The sequence below is a fragment of the Pseudomonas sp. PS02302 genome (assembly GCF_029959585.1).
Classification (GTDB): Bacteria; Pseudomonadota; Gammaproteobacteria; order Pseudomonadales; family Pseudomonadaceae; genus Chryseomonas; species Chryseomonas aestiva.
Map to the genome: position 1 here is coordinate 1 of NZ_JASCON010000071.1, position 18,827 is coordinate 18,827.

Annotated in this window: 19 protein-coding genes; 8 read left to right on the plus strand and 11 right to left on the minus strand. The window is 66.0% G+C overall.

Annotation, left to right across the window (positions count from 1 at the left end; all coding sequences use genetic code 11):
- Together QMX82_RS19815 and gloA are read right to left on the minus strand one after the other, a co-directional pair.
- Positions 1 to 1,292: methyl-accepting chemotaxis protein (locus tag QMX82_RS19815; protein WP_282286781.1), on the minus strand; the 1,292-nt coding region annotated here is incomplete at its 3' end.
- A 197-nt stretch (positions 1,293 to 1,489) separates the two neighbouring features.
- On the minus strand, positions 1,490 to 2,014 hold the full coding sequence (gene gloA / locus QMX82_RS19820) for a lactoylglutathione lyase (RefSeq protein ID WP_282286783.1): 525 nt from the start codon (positions 2,012 to 2,014) through the stop codon (positions 1,490 to 1,492).
- Between the two features lie 236 nt (positions 2,015 to 2,250).
- Between gloA and QMX82_RS19825 the strand changes: the two genes are divergently transcribed.
- A complete protein-coding gene (locus QMX82_RS19825) occupies positions 2,251 to 2,442 on the plus strand; it encodes a CsbD family protein (protein WP_208693213.1) in 192 nt (63 codons plus the stop codon).
- Between the two features lie 50 nt (positions 2,443 to 2,492).
- Here the strand turns inward: QMX82_RS19825 and QMX82_RS19830 are convergent, their stop codons facing one another.
- Positions 2,493 to 3,224, minus strand: coding sequence for a glutathione S-transferase (locus tag QMX82_RS19830; protein WP_282286786.1), 732 nt, complete (start codon positions 3,222 to 3,224; stop codon positions 2,493 to 2,495).
- A gap of 187 nt (positions 3,225 to 3,411) precedes the next feature.
- Between QMX82_RS19830 and QMX82_RS19835 the strand changes: the two genes are divergently transcribed.
- The 4 genes from QMX82_RS19835 to QMX82_RS19850 all read left to right on the plus strand — a co-directional run bounded on the left by QMX82_RS19835 (position 3,412) and on the right by QMX82_RS19850 (position 7,488).
- Complete coding sequence (locus QMX82_RS19835; RefSeq protein WP_282286788.1) at positions 3,412 to 4,488, plus strand: glycosyltransferase; 1,077 nt, start codon at positions 3,412 to 3,414, stop codon at positions 4,486 to 4,488.
- A 7-nt stretch (positions 4,489 to 4,495) separates the two neighbouring features.
- Complete coding sequence (locus QMX82_RS19840) at positions 4,496 to 5,533, plus strand: hypothetical protein (protein WP_282286791.1); 1,038 nt, start codon at positions 4,496 to 4,498, stop codon at positions 5,531 to 5,533.
- Entirely contained in the window at positions 5,530 to 6,372 is an 843-nt protein-coding gene (locus QMX82_RS19845; RefSeq protein WP_282286793.1) for a glycosyltransferase family 2 protein, read from the plus strand. The genes QMX82_RS19840 and QMX82_RS19845 overlap by 4 nt, the downstream gene beginning before the upstream one ends.
- A gap of 126 nt (positions 6,373 to 6,498) precedes the next feature.
- Complete coding sequence (locus tag QMX82_RS19850; protein ID WP_208693208.1) at positions 6,499 to 7,488, plus strand: YihY/virulence factor BrkB family protein; 990 nt, start codon at positions 6,499 to 6,501, stop codon at positions 7,486 to 7,488.
- A 356-nt stretch (positions 7,489 to 7,844) separates the two neighbouring features.
- Here QMX82_RS19850 and gpmA read toward each other — a convergent pair whose 3' ends face one another.
- From gpmA to QMX82_RS19865, 3 genes are all read right to left on the minus strand, one after another.
- The gene (gene gpmA, locus QMX82_RS19855) at positions 7,845 to 8,591 is read right to left on the minus strand and encodes a 2,3-diphosphoglycerate-dependent phosphoglycerate mutase (protein WP_044341142.1); all 747 of its coding nucleotides are present in this window, start codon (positions 8,589 to 8,591) and stop codon (positions 7,845 to 7,847) included.
- Between the two features lie 128 nt (positions 8,592 to 8,719).
- Positions 8,720 to 8,947: a hypothetical protein gene (locus tag QMX82_RS19860; protein ID WP_059316634.1), complete on the minus strand. Its 228-nt coding sequence runs from the start codon at positions 8,945 to 8,947 to the stop codon at positions 8,720 to 8,722.
- A 361-nt stretch (positions 8,948 to 9,308) separates the two neighbouring features.
- Complete coding sequence (locus QMX82_RS19865) at positions 9,309 to 10,298, minus strand: aldo/keto reductase (RefSeq protein ID WP_282286800.1); 990 nt, start codon at positions 10,296 to 10,298, stop codon at positions 9,309 to 9,311.
- A 102-nt stretch (positions 10,299 to 10,400) separates the two neighbouring features.
- On the opposite strand from QMX82_RS19865, the gene QMX82_RS19870 reads away from it, so the two are divergent.
- Positions 10,401 to 11,315, plus strand: coding sequence for a LysR family transcriptional regulator (locus QMX82_RS19870; RefSeq protein ID WP_282286807.1), 915 nt, complete (start codon positions 10,401 to 10,403; stop codon positions 11,313 to 11,315).
- Positions 11,316 to 11,317: 2 nt separating this feature from the next.
- Here the strand turns inward: QMX82_RS19870 and QMX82_RS19875 are convergent, their stop codons facing one another.
- Genes QMX82_RS19875 through QMX82_RS19890 form a run of 4 tightly spaced genes read right to left on the minus strand, consistent with a single transcriptional unit; the run spans position 11,318 to position 15,868 of the window.
- A complete protein-coding gene (locus QMX82_RS19875; RefSeq protein ID WP_282286809.1) occupies positions 11,318 to 11,938 on the minus strand; it encodes a DUF2268 domain-containing putative Zn-dependent protease in 621 nt (206 codons plus the stop codon).
- Between the two features lie 56 nt (positions 11,939 to 11,994).
- Positions 11,995 to 13,338, minus strand: a complete 1,344-nt coding sequence (locus tag QMX82_RS19880; RefSeq protein ID WP_282286810.1) for a cytochrome c — start codon at positions 13,336 to 13,338, stop codon at positions 11,995 to 11,997.
- Between the two features lie 11 nt (positions 13,339 to 13,349).
- Positions 13,350 to 15,137: a GMC family oxidoreductase gene (locus QMX82_RS19885; protein ID WP_282286812.1), complete on the minus strand. Its 1,788-nt coding sequence runs from the start codon at positions 15,135 to 15,137 to the stop codon at positions 13,350 to 13,352.
- Complete coding sequence (locus tag QMX82_RS19890) at positions 15,137 to 15,868, minus strand: gluconate 2-dehydrogenase subunit 3 family protein (RefSeq protein ID WP_208693203.1); 732 nt, start codon at positions 15,866 to 15,868, stop codon at positions 15,137 to 15,139. The genes QMX82_RS19885 and QMX82_RS19890 overlap by 1 nt, the downstream gene beginning before the upstream one ends.
- Positions 15,869 to 16,430: 562 nt before the next feature.
- Here QMX82_RS19890 and gabP point away from each other — a divergent pair.
- Together gabP and QMX82_RS19900 are read left to right on the plus strand one after the other, a co-directional pair.
- Complete coding sequence (gene gabP / locus QMX82_RS19895; RefSeq protein ID WP_282286814.1) at positions 16,431 to 17,819, plus strand: GABA permease; 1,389 nt, start codon at positions 16,431 to 16,433, stop codon at positions 17,817 to 17,819.
- 354 nt (positions 17,820 to 18,173) lie between these two features.
- Positions 18,174 to 18,383 (plus strand): DUF1127 domain-containing protein, encoded by a 210-nt coding sequence (locus QMX82_RS19900; protein WP_133860393.1) that lies wholly within the window; start codon positions 18,174 to 18,176, stop codon positions 18,381 to 18,383.
- A gap of 125 nt (positions 18,384 to 18,508) precedes the next feature.
- Here QMX82_RS19900 and QMX82_RS19905 read toward each other — a convergent pair whose 3' ends face one another.
- Positions 18,509 to 18,736 (minus strand): hypothetical protein, encoded by a 228-nt coding sequence (locus QMX82_RS19905; protein WP_158889668.1) that lies wholly within the window; start codon positions 18,734 to 18,736, stop codon positions 18,509 to 18,511.
- Positions 18,737 to 18,827 lie beyond the last annotated feature (91 nt).

An 18,827-nucleotide genomic window follows, 5' to 3' on the forward strand; every position in this document is an offset into this window, starting at 1 on the left:
AAACCACACAGCTCCCGGGGGGACTGGGGGGGGCGCGGGGCCCGGCGGCGCACCGCGGCGCCCACCCCGGCCACCCCACGGCCGGCGTCGCCGGCGCGCGCCGCCTCGATGGCGGCGTTGAGCGCCAGCAGGTTGGTCTGCTCGGAGACCGCGCGGATCACGTCCAGCACCTTGCCGATCTGATTGGCCTGCTGCGCCAGGCTGGCGATCACGGTTTCGCTTTCGTTGACCGTGGTCTGCATGCTCTGCAATTCGCTGAGCACCTGGGCCACCTGGCCGCGACTGCCCGCGGCCAGGCGATCGGATTCGCGGGCGGTATCCGAGGTGGACGCGGCATTACGTGCCACCTCTTCCACGGCGGTGGTCATCTCGGTCACCGCCGTCACGGCCTGTTCCAGTTCCTGCTGTTGCTGATTCAGGGTGCGGTTGCTCTGGGCCGTCACCTCGCCCAGTTCCTGGGCGGCGCTGTCGAGTTGCTCGGCGGTGCGATTGAGCTGGGCCAGGGTGTCGCGCTGGCGGCTCTGCAGGGTGGCGAGGCCGGCGAACAGCTGGCCGATCTCGTCATGGCTGCGCACCTCGATACGGCGGGTCAGATCGCCTTCGCTCATGGCGGCGAAGTGCTCGCCGGCTTCGTTGAGCGGGGCCAGCACCCGGCGCGCGATGAACCAGCCGGAGAGCACCGCCAGCAGCAGGGTCAGGCCGACCAGTAGCAGGGTGCGTATCTCGGCTTGCAAGACGCGACTCTCGGAGGCGACCAGGGTGGCGTCGATACGGCTGGTGATCTCGTCGGTGAAGACCTGACGGGTATCAGCGAAGGCCGTGCTGGCCCCCTTGGCCCCGTCGCTGATACGGATGTAGCCCGGCAGATCGCCGGCGCGGCAGGCGGCGATCTGCCCTTCGACGATGACCTTGTAGGCGTCGAAGGCCTTGAGCATGGCTTCGATCTGGCCACTCAGCTTGGGATCGCTGACGCTGGCCTGCATGTCGGTGATCAGCTTGCGGGCGATGTCCAGCCGCTCCAGCGCCAGCTTCACGCCTTTCTCGGCCTTGGCTGCATCGCCGTTGACCCGATCGAGCATGGCGGTATGGGAGTTGGCGCTGGCGCGGCTGATCCAGGTGGCGGCGTTGTTGACCTTGTCCAACTGGTCCATGGTCAGACTGTCCAGGTCGCGGATCTGCTGGGCACTGGTCCGGGCGTTGAGCCACCCATAGAGGCAAGCCAGCAGCAGGCAGGCGACGAACAGGCTGAGCACGCTGTACATCCCGGTACGAATTCTTGTTGTTTTGTTCATGTTGGACTCTCTGACGACGTCGCTGGCTGGGGTGCGCAATACGACTTTGGTAAGGCTTTTCGCCAGCAGTACGCCAAAGGCGCGAACAGGCGTCGATGGCCTGGAGCCAGTCGGTATCAGTTAAGCGCCGAAAAGTCGTCGGATGTCTTCAGAAGGACAGGCAGGGGTGGGCCCAGCGAACGCCGGGCCCGGAGGCATCAGGACAGCGGGGTGAACTGGATGACCTCGACCCAGTAACCATCGGGGTCCTTGATGAAGGCGATTTCCTTCATGCTGCCGTCGGTCAGGCGCTTCTGGAAGGCCACGCCCAGCTGCTCGAAGCGCTCGCAGGCGGCGCGGATGTCCGGGACCGCCACGCAGGTGTGGCCGAAGCCGCGCGGATCGCTGTTGCCATTGTGGTAGCTGAAGCCGGCATCGTCTTCGGTACCGTGGTTATGGGTCAGTTCGAGAATGCCCGGGGTGGACTTGCGCCACTGCTGGCGGGCCTGCGGATCTTCCGGCACCTGGGTGCGATCGACCAGGGCAAGGAAGGTCAGGCTGAACTTGGCGTTCGGGAAGTCCTTGTGATCGACCACGGTGAAACCCAGCACGCGGGTGTAGAAGTCCAGCGAGGTCTCCAGGTTCTTGACCCGCAGCATGGTGTGGTTGAAGACGAACTCGCGGGTGGCGGCGTCGGGCTGGGCGGTCACGCCCGGCAGGTTGTCGAATTGGCTCAGCGACATCAGAAGTCTCCGGTGAAGGGGTGTGGAAGTTGGAGAGGCGGCCCCGCGCAACGTTCCCGCCGGGAACCGCGCCTGGGCAGTCGCTCACGAAAAGGGGCGGGAAGTCTAAAGGCTTCCAGCGCCGCTACCCAAGGCGTCCAGGTGCTGCGCTGTGCGACGAATGGTCGAAACCACCCGGCTAGAGCCGGAGTCGGATTTTACAGGCGCACTGCCTGTGCGATCCCAGGGAGACTGATATGAGCAGCACCAGCGACAAGATCAAGGGTACCGCCAATGAAGTGGCCGGCAAGGTCAAGCAAGGCGTCGGCGAAGCCACCGACAACTCGCGCATGAAAGGCGAGGGTCGTGCCCAGGAAGCCGAAGGCAAGTTGCAAAAGAACGTCGGCAAGGGCAAGGAAGCGGTCAAGAACACCATCGACCGCGCCTGAGTCCAGCTGCAGTGAAAAGGCCGCCCCAGGGCGGCCTTTTCTTTTGCCGGTCAGGCCGGATCCAGCTCCGGATAATGGCGGAAGATGCCGTTTTCGCTGAAGGCCAGGCGGCGTGGCGAGGCCAGGTAGGCGGCGATGTTGGGTAGCGCGGCCACCCGCTCGGCCACGGTCAGCACCCGGGGGATCTCCGGCGCCAGCCGCAGCATGGCGTTGGGGAAGGCGTAGGTCAGGCCGGCCACCACCTGGAACAGCGACAGGTCGACATAGGAGCGCCGCTCGCCCACCAGCCAGCTGTCGCCTGCCGGGTTGAAGCCCAGCACCCGCTCGAAGTAGCTCAGGTAGGTACGGATCCGCTCGCCGGCAAAGGCCTTGGCCCGCCGCCGGGCCTCGTCCTGCTGCTCTTCGTAGGTCAGGGAAAGGGCCACCGGATGATGGACGTCGTGGGCCTCGGCGGTGAGGTCGGTGATGGTCAGCTGCAGGCCGTGGACCCAGAAGCGGGATTCTTCATCGGCCGGTACCAGGTCCAGCCGTGGCCCGAGGAACTGGAGGATGTTGGCGACATGGGAGACGACTTCGTCGCCGGCCTTGAGAAAGGGCGGGGCGAAGGGCGGGCGGCGGGTCTTCTGGCCTTGCAGGTAGTCCTCCATGGCGGGTATGCCCAGGCCTTCGTCCTCCGGGGCATTGCCGACATCCAGATAGCTTGCGCCGGCCTCTTCGAGCGCCAGGCGGACGAATTCGCCGCGGCCCTGGATGCTGGGCCAGTAGTGCAGTTCATAACGCATGGAAACCTCCGTCGTCTGCTGGGAATACGGGTCCAGGAAAGCTGACCCCTGGTCCGCTTCGGAGGTTTGCCCGCCGCGCGGCTTTCACGACGAAGCGCACAACCAATTCCCGTCGCTGAGACTCCTATCAACCAGCGGCTCGCGATAAGGACGGTGGGATGACAGGCAACAGCAGGCGGACGGTTTCATGCGCATAGGCATTCTCACCCACGTGAAACACCCGGTACGCCAGCCCTTCGCCGGTGGTCTCGAAGCCTTCACCTACGACATCACCCTGCAACTGCGCGAACGTGGCCACGCGGTGACGCTGTTCGCCAGTTCGGCCTCGGCGCCGGAGCTGGAGGTGGTGCCCATCCTCGACGATGGCAACTACGGCGCGGACGGCTGCCGACGCAAGCGCAACGTGCTCAGCTCCGAGTACCTCGACGAGCACCACGGCTATCTCGACTGCCTGCAGCGCATCGATGGCCATGGCTTCGACGTCATCTTCAACAACGCCCTGCACTATGTGCCGGTGACCATGTCCGGGCTGATCCGCACGCCCATGCTCACGGTGCTGCACACCCCGCCGTTCTTCGAGCTGATCAACGCCATCGGCGAATTGCACAAGCGCGGTGGCGGCCACTACTGCACCGTCTCCCAGGCCAATTCCGACAACTGGGCGCATCTGGCGCCGGCCTGTCACGTGATTCCCAACGGCATCGACCTCGACGCCTGGCGCCCGCGCGCTACGCCGATCGGCGACCATGCCCTCTGGTTCGGCCGCCTGGTGCCGGACAAGGGGCCGCACCTGGCGCTGGATGCCGCGCGCGAGGCCGGCGTACCCCTGCGCCTGGCCGGCCAGGCCACCGACGAGCGCTATTTCCGCCAGGAGATCGCGCCGCGCCTGGGCGCGCAGGCTGTCTACCTCGGTCACCTGGACCGTACCGCCCTGGCGGTCGAAGTCGCCCAGGCCCGTGCCTGCCTGGTCACGCCCTGCTGGGACGAACCCTTCGGCCTGATCGTCGCCGAGGCCCTGGCCTGTGGCACGCCGGTCGCCGCCTTCGCCCGTGGCGCCCTGCCGGAACTGCTCACCGCCGAGACCGGCGCCCTGGCCCCGGCGGGCGATGTGCCGGCCCTGGCGGCGGCTCTGCGCGAAGCCCTGTCGCTGTCCCGCGACGCCTGCCGGGCGCGGGCCGAGGCGCAGTGGAGCCACCGGCTGATGATCGACCGCTACGAGCGCCTGCTCGCCGATGTCGCCGCCGGCCGGGTGGCCCGTGGCTAGACTGCCCGTGACTAAGCTGAACATCGGTTACTACGCCCATCATCATGGCGCCGGCCACGTGACCCGCGCCCTGGCCATCGCCGCCGCGTTCGACGGCCCCTTGACCCTGTTCGGCAGTCGCCTGCCCGAGCAGGTGGCGCTGCCCAACGTCCGGCTCTGCCCGCTGCCGCCCGACGTGGCCCCGGGCGTCGAAGGCGAAGCCTTCGCCTGCCTGCACTATGCGCCGCTGGGCGTGGCAGGGTTGCGCGAGCGCATGGGCCTGCTGGTGGACTGGTTCCGCCACGCCTGGCCCTGCCTGCTGGTGGTCGACGTCTCGGTGGAGGTGGCGCTGCTGGCCCGGCTTTGCGGCGTGCCGACGATCTACCTGCGCCAGCGCGGCAGTCGCTTCGATGCCGCCCACGAACTGGCCTACGCCAGTGCCAGTCGCCTGCTGGCGCCCTATCCGGAATGCCTGGAAGAGCCTGCCGCCCCGGCGCCCTGGCGGGCCAAGACCTGCTATGCCGGCAGCCTGTCGCGCTATGCCGGGCAGCATCCCGACTGCCTCCGCCAGCCCGGCACGGTCACCGTCATCGCCGGCCATGGTGGCACCGCCTTCGGGCGCGCCCGGCTGGTCGCGGCGGCCCGGGCCTGTCCCGACTGGCACTGGACGGTGCTGGGTCCGGTGCTGGACGACGCCACCGCGGCGCCGGCCAATCTGAGCTTCCTGGGCAGCGTCGCCGATCCCGCACCCTGGCTGACCCGTGCCGAGCTGGTGGTCGGCTCGGCGGGTGACAGCCTGGTGGCGGAACTGGCCGACCTGCGCTGTCGTTTCCTCTGTCTGCCGGATGCCCGGCCCTTCGACGAGCAACTGTCCACCGGCCGCCTGCTGGCTGCGCAGGGCCTGGCGATCACCGGCGAAAGCTGGCCTGCCGACGACGCCTGGCCGGAACTGCTGGCCAGGACCCGCGGGCTCGATCCCGAGCGCTGGGCGGCGATAAGCGACGGCCAGGGTGCCCGGCGCGCCGCCGTCTGTATCCGGCAGGTCGCCCAGGAGGTGCTGGCATGATCGTCCTGACCCTGGTCCAAGGTCGCGCGCGGCAACTGGCCAATCTCATCCGTGGGCTGGAATTGGCACCGACGCCTCCGGCGGCCCTGGTGGTGGTGCAGATGAACGAGCCGCCGCGTGCACTGCACAGCCCAGGCTTTCCGATTCAGGTGCTTGGCGTGGCAGGCGACGCTATCCTGCCCCTGGCCGCCGCGCGCAATGCCGCCGTAGCCGCCGCACCAGGCGAGGATCTGGTGTTTCTCGACGTGGACTGCATCCCCGCGCCCGGATTGCTCGATGCCTATCGCCAGGCGCTGACCGCGCGCCCAGCGGCGCTGCACCAGGGCTTCGTCCACTACCTGCCGGCCGGCATCGCGGAAGGCGACTGGACGCCGGAGGAGCTGCGCGCCAGCGGTGTCGTCCACCCCCTGCACCGGGATCGTCCGCCGGGCGAGACGATTCCCCATCCGCTGTTCTGGTCGCTCAACTTCGCCTGTACCCGCGCCACCTTCGGTCGCATCGGTGGCTTCGACGAGGGTTATCGCGGCTATGGCGGCGAGGATACCGACTTCGCCTTTCGCGCTCGTGAGGCGGGGGTACCCGTCTACCAGGCCGAGGCGCGGGCCTTCCACCAGTACCATCCGACCTATCACCCACCACTCAACCATTTCGCCAGCATCCTGGAGAACGCCCGGCGCTTCCAGGCCCGCTGGGGGCTCTGGCCCATGGATGGCTGGCTGCGCGAATTCGCCGCCGCCGGCTTCATCCGTTTCGATGAAAGCCGCGGGATAGAGGAACTCAGGACGCCTACGGCCGCCGAGATCGCTGCCTGCCGGGATGCCTCGGGTTCCGGCTTCTGACGTCAGGGCGCAACCAACCCGGCTGCCGCCACTCTGAAGGTAGGGCGGACCTGCAAAGCCGCCGGGTGCGGGCCGGGCAGGTCCGCTCCAGGAATCCTTCGTGAGGAACGTTCGTCAGGAGCCGTCATGTCCTTGTTTGCCTTCAGCCTGCGCGGCGTTTCGCCGTTCACCCTCATCAAGCGTGCCGTCCAGGAATTCGTGGCCGACGACATGCCCACCTATGCAGCGGCGCTGGCCTACCAGATGCTGTTTTCGCTGTTTCCTTTCCTGCTGTTCCTGATCGCCCTGATCGGCTTCCTGCACCTGCCTGACTTCTTCACCTTCCTGCGCGAACAGGCCGCCTACCTGTTGCCGCCCACTGCCCTGGATACGGTCAATCCCATCATCGACCAGTTGCAGACGCAGAAGGGCGGGCTGCTGTCCTTCAGTATCATCATTGCCCTCTGGTCCGCGTCCGGTGGCTTCCGCTCGCTGATGACCGCCATGAACAGCGCCTATGACGTGGTGGAAAGCCGTCCGGCCTGGAAGCGCATTCCGCTGTCGGTGCTGCATACCATCGGCCTCGCCGGAATCCTGCTCAGCGCCGCCGCGCTCATGGTGCTCGGGCCCCAGGTGATGAACTGGCTGGCCGCCTATGTAGGGCTGGAAGACTACATGGTGACCCTCTGGGCGCTGATTCGCTGGCCGCTGGCGGTGTTCCTGCTGATGATCGCCGTGGCGGCGCTCTACTACGTTACCCCGGACGTGAAGCAGAGCTTCCGCTTCATCACCCCGGGCTCGGTACTGGCGGTGGTGGTCTGGATCCTGGCGTCCCTGGGCTTTGGCTACTACGTGCAGAACTTCGCCAACTACAACGCCACCTACGGCAGCATCGGCGCCATCATCGTGCTCTTGCTGTACTTCTATCTGTCTTCAGCGGTGCTGCTGTTCGGCGCGGAAATCAACGCGGTGATCGAGCACCACAGCAACGAAGGCAAGGAGAAGGGCGAGAAGACGCCAGGCGACGGGGGCGTGGAAGCCGACGAAGAGATTCAGGCCGGGCAGGACGAGGGCGCCCAGCAAGAAGGCGTCCTGGGTGAAGCCCGGGTGGTGCCACGACCGAAGGGTCGCACCTGAGGCAGGGTGGATAACGGCGCCAGCCCTGCCCACCGTTCACCGGCGACCCTGATTGTGGAAAACGCCAGGCACATGGGTAATCGCGGCCATGGCGGTCCGCCGATGCGACCGCTGCTACGATTGAGTATCGTAGGTTGGGCTGCGACAGCTTCACCGTCGAAGCCCAACATGGCCAGCACTTGAGGCGAGACCTGTTGGGCTTCGCTGCGCTCAACCCAACCTACGGCGACCCATGATCGCGATAGGTCAGCAGTCGATAGGGTGGATAATGGGCTCAGCCTTATCCACCGCTCACACCTTGTCGCCCCTGTGGAAAACCGTACAAGGTCTCCACCAGGGGACGGACGAAAGGTGCCTTACTTCGCCTTGCCCTGATTGGCCACCGCGGCCATCTTAGCGGCGACCTCGTCCGGGTCGGCCAGGTAGTAGTGCTTGGTGGGCTTGAGATTCTCGTCGAACTCGTACACCAGCGGCACGCCGTTGGGGATGTTGAGGCTGACGATGTCGCTGTCGGAGATGTTGTCCAGGTACTTGATCAGGGCACGCATGGAGTTGCCATGGGCGACCACCAGCACGCGCTGGCCACTGCGGATGGCCGGGGCCAGGACTTCGTTCCAGTAGGGCAGGACGCGCTCGACGCAATCCTTGAGGCATTCGGTGCGCGGCACCTGGTCCAGCGACAGACCGGCATAGCGCGGATCTGCGGCCAGGGCCTGCTGCTCCTCGACGCTCTGCTCGGGCGGCGGCACGTCGTAGCTGCGGCGCCAGACCAGTACCTGCTCTTCGCCGTACTTGGCCGCGGTCTCGGACTTGTTGAGGCCGGTCAGGCCGCCATAGTGACGCTCATTGAGGCGCCAGTCGCTCACCACCGGCAGCCACATCTGGTCCATGCCTTCCTGCACGTGCCACAGGGTCCGCACGGCGCGCTTGAGCACCGAAACATGGGCCACGTCGAAGAGGAAGCCGGCGTCCTTGAGCGCCTGGCCGCCTTCGTGGGCCTCGCGGATCCCCTGTTCGGTCAGATCCACATCCGCCCAGCCACTGAAGCGGTTTTCCAGGTTCCACGCCGACTGGCCATGGCGGATGAATACGACTTGCGACATGCGACCTCCATCTTGGGATTCATTGTTTGGCTCACGCCTACGCGAAGCTGTGCCAAACATACCGCAGATGGAGGCTGCCGGCATGGGCATCACGGAAACCGTGATGCGTCCGGCACTCGTGTGGCGCTTCAGGCCACCAGGGCGCGGCGGGTACGTTCGATGACGCGTTCCAGCCCGGCCGCAGCGTTGTACTGCTCGGGATAGAGACGCTCGCTGCGACAGGCGACACCGCGCTCGTCGACCACGGTAAAGCTGAAACCGCCCTTGCGCGAAGCCGGGGTGGTGATGCATTGGAACGGTGCAAAGGCCGCTTGAAGGTGTTGCATGGCCGCGATGGCCTGATTTTGAATGTTCATCTGTCTATCCTTGGGACCCACGCTCAGTCGGCGCGGTGAAATAACTCCAGCAACCTCGTACCCATAACGGCCGACGGCTGAATCTCTGGCTGGAGGAAGGCAGCGTGTGGGCAAGGTGCCCAGGCATGCAGGTAAGTACTTGGGAAGGCAGGCAACCGGCCGGGCACGAGATTCAGAGGCCAGGGCGGCAGATCCTGAGCAATCGAGGGATCGGTTTGATCTGGATGACGCTTGTTTCGCGCTGCTACATCGAGCGGAAAGGCGTCCAGCGATTGGGGTCAGCTTGGTACTAACCCGATCAAGCTAGCAGGATCGGTGCCAACCGTGCAAGCCCGTCGGTCGGCGACGGGCTTGATGGTCACTAGCGCTCGACGAGCTGCATCCAGGCGGCGGGATAGCGCGTACCGGCCACCCGTTCCGGGGTGAACAGTCGGTCAAGTTCGGCGCTTTCGGCTGTGCTCAACTGCACCTCGAGCGCCGCGAGATTTTCCAGTAGATAAGCTCGTCGCCGGGTGCCCGGGATGGGCACGATGTCCTCGCCCTGGGCCAGTACCCAGGCCAGGGCCAGCTGGCCGGGCGTTATGCCCTTGGCGCTGGCCAGGGCGCGTACCTGATCCACCAGCGCCAGATTGCGCTGAAAGTTATCGCCCTGGAAGCGCGGACTCAGGCGGCGATAGTCATCCGCGGCGAAATCCTCCGGTGATTTTAGGGCGCCGGTGAGAAAACCGCGGCCGAGCGGGCTGTAGGCCACCAGGGCGACTCCCAGTTCGCGGCAGGTGGCGAGCACGCCGTGTTCCTGGGGATCGCGTGACCAGAGCGAAAACTCGCTCTGCAGGGCCGCGATGGGATGGACCCGCTGGGCGCGGATCAGGGTCGCGCTGGAGGCCTCGCTCAGCCCCAGGTAACGCACCTTGCCGGCCTGCACCAGCTCGGCCATGGCGCCAACCGTCTCTTCGATCGGCACCTCGGGATCGACCCGGTGCTGGTAGTAGAGATCAAGATGCTCGATGCCCAGCCGGCGCAGACTGCCCTCCACCGCCTGACGCACGTAGTCGGGCCGGCCATGCACCCCACGGGTATTGGGATCTTCGCTGCGCACCAGGCCGAACTTGCTGGCCAGGAATACCTGTTCGCGGCGTCCGCGCAGGGCTCGGCCCAGCAATTCCTCGTTGTGATGAGGACCATAGGCATCGGCGGTATCCAGCAGGGTCACACCGCGTTCCAGGGCGAGGTCCAGGGTGGCCAGGGCCTCGCTCGCGTCGGTGGCGCCATAGAACTCGCTCATGCCCATGCAGCCCAGCCCCATGGCGGATACCTGCGGGCCATCGCGGCCCAGTTGTCGTTGCAGCATGACGTACGCTCCGTTCGTGAAAGACCGGCTCAGTCTTGCTATTGAGCCAGCTTGAACAAAGCTGCTATCTAGACAGACAGTATTCGATGGGGTTGAAGAATCGTGGACCGACTGGGAGCCATGCGCGGCTTCGTGCGGATCGTCGAGCGCCGCTCCTTCAGCCGGGCGGCCGCCGATCTCGGCTTGTCGGCGGCGATGGCGACGCTGCTGGTGCAGCAGCTGGAAGCCCACCTCGGGGTGACGCTGCTGCATCGCACCACCCGGCGGGTCAGCCCGACCCTGGACGGCGCCGCCTACTACGAGCGCTGCGTCGGCTGGCTGGCCGAGCTGGATGACATCGAAGGCGCCTTCAGCCAGCGGCGGCGTCAGCCACGCGGTCGGCTGCGCGTCGATCTGCCCGGTGCCCTGGGGCGGGCGCTGGTGATACCGGCGCTGCCGGACTTCTGTCGCCGCTATCCGGAGCTGGAGCTGGTCGTCAGCGCCGACGATCGACCGGTGGACGTGATCGGCGAGGGCATCGACTGCGTGCTGCGCAGCGGACCCCTGCTCGACGAAGGCCTGGCCGCCCAGGCGCTGGGCGAGCTGGTGCAGGTGACCTGTGCCAGTCCGGACTACCTGGCGCACCAGGGCCGGCCGGACAGCCTCGCGGATCTCGCCCAGCACCAGCTGGTGCACTACCGCTCCCAGCGCAGCGGTCGTCGGCTGCCCTTCGAATTCCGGCGCCAGGGTGAGCTGCACTGCCTGGATCAGCCCGGACGGTTGACCCTCAGCGGCGCCGACGTCTATGTCGGTGCCGCCCTGGCCGGGCTGGGCCTGATCCAGGCGCCGCGCTATCACGTGGCGGCGGACCTGGCGGCCGGCCGGCTGTGCGAAGTCCTGCCCGACCAGCCACCGCCGGACTTGCCGCTGGCGGCGGTCTACCCCCTGGCCAGCCAGACCTCACCGCGGGTACGCGCCTGGGTCGAGTGGCTGGCGGGGGTGTTCGCCGCGGTCGAGCCGGATTGGCTGCGGCGTTGAGATCATCCTGCGAGGAAGGTATCAGCAGGGCGTTGCCCGCTGGTGGCAGCCGTCAGGCCGTAACGCTGCAGGTACCGACCGACTCGCCAGCTGCCCAGAGCATAACCTAGGTGGCGAGGCAGGTCGCCACTGCCAAAGAACCAGCGGGCTTGATCGTACGGTTGGCCCAGTTCCGCACCTAGTGCTTCCCAGTGTGCCGCCATTTCCTGGGGGACGGCCTGGGCATAGAACGGCAGCCGGCCAATCAGCTCGCGCTCGAATTGGCAGGCCAGGCCTTCGCTGACCAGGGCTTCACCCAGTGTGCTGCCATAACCGGGGCCGGCATACCGCAGGCAGTGGTGCAGTTCGTGGCCAAGCAGGGCGGTGAAGCTGTCAGGGAAGGCTTGCTGCAGGTGCGGGCTGTCGGGGTCCAGGGTCAGAAACATCCGCTCGGCGTCCGGGCTGTAGCCATTCAGACCCAACTCAGGGATCACCCAGGTGCCCGCCTGCACCACCACGTCTACCCGTTGCTCGGGCAGGTGCGCAGCGATACGGGTCAGGGCATCGGTGAAGGTCTCCTGCAGGATGGAGCGCCAGGGGTCCAGACGACCGCTGGCGTTGAGCAGGTGTAGTACGCAGGACATCCAGGCATCTCCGGGGGCGGCCTGTCTTTATAGGCGAAGTCGCGCCCCTTCGTCCGCTACTTGCCCGCTTCGCGCGACTCTGGCTGAGCGTGACCGAAGGCCTGGCCAAGATCGTCGCCGGAGGTAGTGCGCGTATCGTCGGTGCGCCACTTGGCGACCTCGGTGGCCTTGACCGGGGCGGCGTCGTTGCCCCAGCTGGCGCGGATGAAGCTGACCACGTCGGCCACCTGGGCATCGTTCAGGCGCCAGCCGAAGGGCGGCATGACGATCATCGATGGCGCGGTGTGCAGGCCGGGCAGGGTGCCGCCCTTGAGCACGATGTTGATCAGCGAACTGGCATCCGCCGTACGCAGCACCGGATTGCCGGCCAGCGCCGGGAACACCCGGTCGTAACCCTGGCCATCGGTGCGGTGGCAGGCGGCGCAGTTGTCCACATAGACCTGGGCGCCCCGGGCACTGTCATCGCCGCGCCAGAGCGCCGCGGCGGCGCGCCCGTCGGCCTGGAAGGGCACATCGTGCGGATCCTTGGCCGGCAAGGTCTTGAGGTACCGGGCGATGGCCTGCAAATCGGCGTCGCTCAGGTACTGCAGGCTGTGCTGCACCACCTCGGTCATGCCGCCGAACACGGCGCTGTCGGCGGAGCGCCCGGTCTTGAGGAATTGCACCAGCTGCGCTTCGCTCCAGCGACCCAGGCCGTCGCGCTGGTCGCCGCGCAGATTCTTGGCGATCCAGCCTTCCAAAGGGGCGCTGCCGGCCAGGAAATCCTTGCCATCGGCAGGGGAGAGGGCCTTTTCCTGCATGGTGAAGGCGCGCGGCGTGTGGCAGGCGCCGCAGTGGCCGAGGCCTTCCACCAGATAGGCGCCGCGAGCCACCACCGGATCCTGGTCCGGGGCCGGCTGGAATTGCACCACCTCGGGCGCGAACAGCTGGCGCCAGATCGCCAGGGGCCAGCGCATGGACAGCGGCCAGGGAATGTCGCTATCGCGATTGGCCTGCTCGACCGGCGTCACGCTGTGCATGAAGTAGGCATAGAGGGCGCGCATGTCGCCCTCGCTGACCCGGGCATAGGAGGGGTAGGGCATGGCCGGATAGAGGGTATGACCCTCCTTGGCGATACCCTGGCGGATGGCGGCATCGAAGTCGGCATAGCTGTAGGCGCCGATGCCGGTCTGCCGATCCGGGGTGATGTTGGTGGAATAGAGGGTGCCGATGGGCGTCTGCATGGGCAGACCGCCGGCGAAGGGCTGGCCGCCCGGCGCCGTGTGGCAGGCCACGCAGTCGCCGGCCCGAGCCAGGTATTCGCCTTTCCTGACCAGCGCCGGATCAGTGTCTTCGGCGGCCTGGGCCATCAGCGTCAGGCCGGCGCCCAGCAGCAGGGTCGCGAGGGTACGGAGGATCATGGGCGCGCCTCTCATGCCTGCACCAGCGGGCCGGGATTCTTCAGGTACTGCTCGCGGATGGCACGCGCCGACCAGTAGGTCAGGGCCGCCACCAGGCCGGTGGGGTTGTAGCCCAGGCCCTGGGGAAAGGCCGAGGCGCCCGGTACGAAGACGTTGTGCACGTCCCAGCTCTGCAGGTAGCGATTGACCGCGCTGGTCTTGGGATCGGTGCCCATGATGGCGCCACCGTTGAGGTGGGTGGTCTGGTAGCTGGCGGTGTTGAAGTGACCACCGAACTCCTTGACCGAGACGCTGATGTGCTCGGGGCTCATGGCCTCGGCGATCTTCTTCATCTTGGCCGCCATGAAGCGGGTCATGCGGATGTCGTTGTCCTTCCAGTCGAAGGTCATGCGCAGCAGCGGCTGGCCATAGGCGTCACGGTAGGTGGGGTCCAGGTCCAGGTAGTTGTCGCGATAGGACTGGTGCGCACCGTGGGCGTCCATCGACAGCTGATGGTTGTAGTAGCCGGCCTGGGCCTTTTTCCAGGCACTGCCCCACTGCGGCGTGCCGGGCGGATTGGCCGCCCCGGCGATGGGCCGGGTGCCGGCCTGGTTGACCCACATGGGCGAGCCGCCGACGAAGCCGTGCGGACCGTGGTCGAAGTTGTCGGCGTTGAAGTCGTCCACCGCCACGCCATTGCCACCGGCGCCGATGAAGGGATTGGTGTGGTGCTGGTCCTGGCGGAAGAAGGCCTTGATGGTGGCCATGTTCTGGTAGGCGAAGTTGCGCCCGACCACGCCCTCGCCGGTCCTGGGATCATAGGGCTGGCCAATGCCCGACAGCAGCATGAGGCGCACGTTGTTGAACTGGAAGGCGGCGAGGATGACGATGTCGGCCGGCTGTTCCAGCTCCTGGCCCTGGGCGTCCAGGTAGGTCACCCCGGTGGCCTTCTTGCCGGTGCTGTCGAGATTGACCCTGAGCACATGGGCCTGGCTGCGCAACTCGAAGCGCGGCTCCTGCTTGAGCGCCGGCAGGATGTTGAGATTCGGTGAGGCCTTGGAATACATGTAGCAGACGTAGCCGCTGCAGTAGCCGCAGAAGTTGCAGGGACCCATCTGGCACCCATAGGGGTTGGTGTAGGGCCCCGAGGTGTTGGCCGAGGGCAGGTTGTAGGGGTGATAACCCACGTCCCGCGTGGCCTTCTCGAACAGTTGCGCCGAGACGGTGTTCTTTTGCGCCGGCAGCGGGAAGTCGCTGGAGCGATCCGCGGCATAGGGATTGCCGCCCTTGCCGTCGCCTACGACCTGGCCCTTGATGCTCCAGGCGGTGCCCGAGGTGCCAAAGACCTTTTCGGCGAAGTCGAAGTAGGGCTCCAGCTCGCCGTAGCTGACGCCGAAGTCCTGGATGGTCATGCCGTCGGGGATGAATTTCTTGCCGTAGCGCTCTTCATAGTGACTGCGCAGGCGCAGTTCCACCGGATCGACGCGGAAGTGCACCCCCGACCAGTGCAGGCCGGCGCCGCCCACGCCATCGCCGGGCAGGAAGACACCGAGCTGGCGGTTGGGCAGGGCGACATCGTTGACGCTGTGGCGGATGGTGACGGTTTCCTTGGAGACATCGACGAACAGCTTCTTGCGGATGCTGTAGGTGAGTTCGTCGATCACCTGGGGATAGGAGCCGTCGGGATAGGTGTCGCGGTAGCTGCCGCGTTCCAGGGCCACCACGTCCAGGCCGGCCTCGGTCAGTTCCTTGGCCATGATGGCGCCGGTCCAGCCGAAGCCGACGATCACTACCTGCTTGCTGGGCAATACCTTCGCCATCAACCGCGCTCCCCGCGAATGGAGACCGGCGGCAGCGGATAGCGCTCGTCGCGCTCCACCCAGTCCATGAAGTCGGCGCGGGCGCCGGGGAAATTCACCAGCTTCCAGCCGACCAGTTGCTTGTTACCGCCATGCAGCGGATCGCAATAGAAGCCCTCCTTGGTGTTCTGCAGCAGCTGGGCGAAGAACAGCTTGGCCGGCACACCCTCGAGCGCGGCGTCACCGCTTTCCAGGGCCTTGAGGGCCGCGTCCTGCTCGGCGGGTGCCAGCTCGGCGAAGACCTTGCCGTGCTGCTGACGGGTCCAGCGATTCATCGCGGCGATGCCCAGGCGATAGAGGTCCTGGGGCACCAGGCGACTCTGGTAGCCCATCTCCGGTGCGGCATCGGCGGCGAAGGGACCCTGCATGTACCAGAGGCCGCCGCGGGCATAGGCGGTCTGCATCTGCCGGTCGATGAATTCCGGCGCGCCGGCTTCCAGTGCGCCCGGGCCGAGTTCGTCCGCCGGAATCAGCCGGGCCACCGCGGCCTGCACGAAGGCCCATTCCTCGGCGTTGAAGAACACCGGTTGATAGTGGTCGGCGCGCGGACTGCTGCCCGGCTTGGCGTCTGTCGTGGATGCGGCCAGGGCCAGGCCCGAGGGGGCACCGCCCGCCAGGGCGACCACGGGAATCAGGCTCAGGGACTTGCGCAGGAAGTCGCGGCGGGCCGGGACGGAATCGTCTGCGGACATGGTCAGGGTCTCATCAGGTGCCCGACGTGAAAACTCAGGGCTTATGGTTAGCTAGCTAATATGTTGGAATATTACCAATATCTACCGGCTGCGGTTACATTTTGTCGCAGCTGTGCAGAGGTCGCGTGGCCCGGCAAGTTCCCTCTCTCCCATCGCGAAGGGAAAAGCGCATAGGGCGCGGCCTCGGGTGAGCCAGGTACGGCGACAACTGGTCGCGGCGCTCCAGGCATGGCGATCTTTCTGCCGTAGGCGGCATTTCCAGCCATGCGGAGCAGGGTGCCGGCCCTCACGTCCTCCCTGAGTTACCTAAGGTTCCACCTTTGCAAGCACCATAAGAGTGCAAGTTGCACAAGGTGATACCTAACGAAGCAAGCCGTAGAGGCGCCAGTGCATAAAGAAATCGCTTTGTACATCAGATGGTTAGCGCGATAGCCCGATAGAACGCCGCTTTTTCGCCACTTTCCGCGAGGCGCTGCACCCTTTGAGTTCGATTTGTGCCGATTTCAGCGAGGATGGCGCGCAAGTTGCACTTGGGAGGCTTTCCGTTGTCAGGTAACACCTTATGTCCAACGTAGAATGCAGCCTCTCTCCGGCGCTCAAACCGCGCCATGTGACCATGTTGTCCATCGCCGGGGTGATCGGTGCTGGCCTGTTCGTCGGCTCCGGTCATGCCATCGCCGCGGCCGGCCCGGCCGTACTGCTGGCCTACGCCCTGGCCGGTACCCTGGTGGTGCTGGTCATGCGCATGCTGGGTGAAATGGCCGTCGCCTCGCCCGATACCGGTTCCTTTTCTTCTTATGCACAGCAGGGCATCGGCCGCTGGGCCGGCTTCACCATCGGCTGGCTGTACTGGTGGTTCTGGGTGCTGGTGATTCCGCTGGAGGCGGTGGCCGCCGCGGCCATCCTCAGTGCCTGGTTCCCGGCGATCGCCACCTGGCAGTTCGCCCTGATCATCACCGGCATCCTGACCGTGACCAACCTGTTCAGCGTCGCCAAGTACGGCGAGTTCGAATTCTGGTTCGCCCTGCTCAAGGTCATCGCCATCGTCGCCTTCATCGCCCTGGGCGCGGCGGCCCTGGTCGGGGCCCTGCCGGGTCGCGAGGTCAGTGGCCTGAGCAACCTGATGGCCCATACCGGCGGCTTCATGCCCAATGGCTTCGGCGCGGTGCTGGGCGCCCTGCTGACCACCATGTTCAGCTTCATGGGGACCGAGATCGTCACCATCGCCGCCGCCGAGTCCAAGGACCCGTCGCGGCAGATCAGCAGGGCCACCAACTCGGTGATCTGGCGGATCGCGCTGTTCTATCTGGTCTCCATCTTCCTGGTGGTGTCCATGGTGCCCTGGAACGATGCCCAGCTGCCGCTGGTGGGCTCCTATCAGCGTGCCCTGGAGATCCTATCGATTCCCAACGCCAAGCTGATCGTCGACTGCGTGGTGCTGGTCGCCGTGGCCAGCTGCCTGAACTCGGCACTCTATACCGCGTCGCGCATGCTCTATTCGCTGGCTCGCCGTGGCGATGCCCCGGCCAAGCTGGGTCGGGCCTCCAGCAGCGGTGTGCCGCGGGCTGCGGTGCTGGCCAGTACCGCCGTGGGCTTCCTCACCACCATCGCCAACTACACCATGCCCGAGGCGGTGTTCAGCTTCCTGCTGTCCACCTCCGGCGCCGTGGCCCTGCTGGTCTACCTGGTGATCGCCGTCACCCAGCTGCGCCTGAGACGCAAGCTGATGGCCCGTGGCGAGCACCTGGAATTCCGCATGTGGCTGTTCCCCTGGCTGACCTGGGCGGTGATCGTCTTCATCGTCGGTGCCCTGACCGTGATGCTGTTCAGTGAAGCCCATCGCTTCGAGATCCTGGCGACCGGTCTGCTGGCACTGGTGGTCGTGGCCATCGGCACCTGGGTCGGCCGTCGCCAGCCCGCCGCGCCGAGCCTGGCTGCTGCCGCGCGTTGACCGCGAGAAGCTCCCGACGTCGCCAGGCGTCGGGAGCGCTCCCTTCTGGAGCACTGAGGCATTCTCAAGCTGGACAGCAGGGGCGGTAACAGGTAGAACAGCACTCCTGTTTTGTTGGCTAAAGGCCAACTGTACAGCTCAGATTTCCGCGATGTTCCCTCTGGTAACCAAATTTTGCACTGCAATGGTGCAATACGTTACAGAATGACCCAAATTGCAGCAGTACAGTTGCAATTGTGTGCGAGGTGATCCGCGAACCTTTCCCTGTACTGTTACTGGTGGTAGCACTCGTCCGGCGAGACAATGGCGCCATTCGATGACCAGTACCCGTCACAAGCGGGAAGGAAAGCCACCATGGAACGCACCTTCAGTTCCTCGCTGTACAACGCCAAGCCCAGCACCCGTGTTCCCGCTGCCCTGCGCGTTATCTCCACCCTGTCCACCTGGCAGCGTCGCATCGCCAGCCGCAATGAACTGGCCCGTCTGGATACCCGTATGCTGGCTGACGCCGGTATCACCGAGGCCCAGCGCTACCAGGAAATGCACAAGCCGTTCTGGCGCTAAGCCCGGCCGCTGCACAGTTTCCACAGACCCCGCTTCGGCGGGGTTTGTTTTGTCCGCCGTCGGTACGGCAGACAGCAAAAAGCCCCGGCATGCCGGGGCTTTTCGTTACCGCCAGGGGTAGGCGGTTACTGCATGTTGTTCTGGTTGCGGGCGTCGACCTTGTTGGGCTTGTCGCTCTTGAAGGGCACCTCGGCGCCGCCGTCGGCACCCCCTTTGACGGTAGTCTTGCCCGGCACCTCGGTGGTGGCGGAGCCATTGACGGCCGTGGCGCTCTTGGAGGGATCAGCCGCGAAGACACCCGTGGCCATCGACAGCATTACAGCAGCGGTAGAGGTGATCAGCAGCTTTTTCATGAGTTCGGCCTCGTCGAAATGAACCTGTGAATCTGATAGGGCCCGCACCGCAAGGGCGGCGGGCATCAGCTGCAGACGGACAGGTCCACAG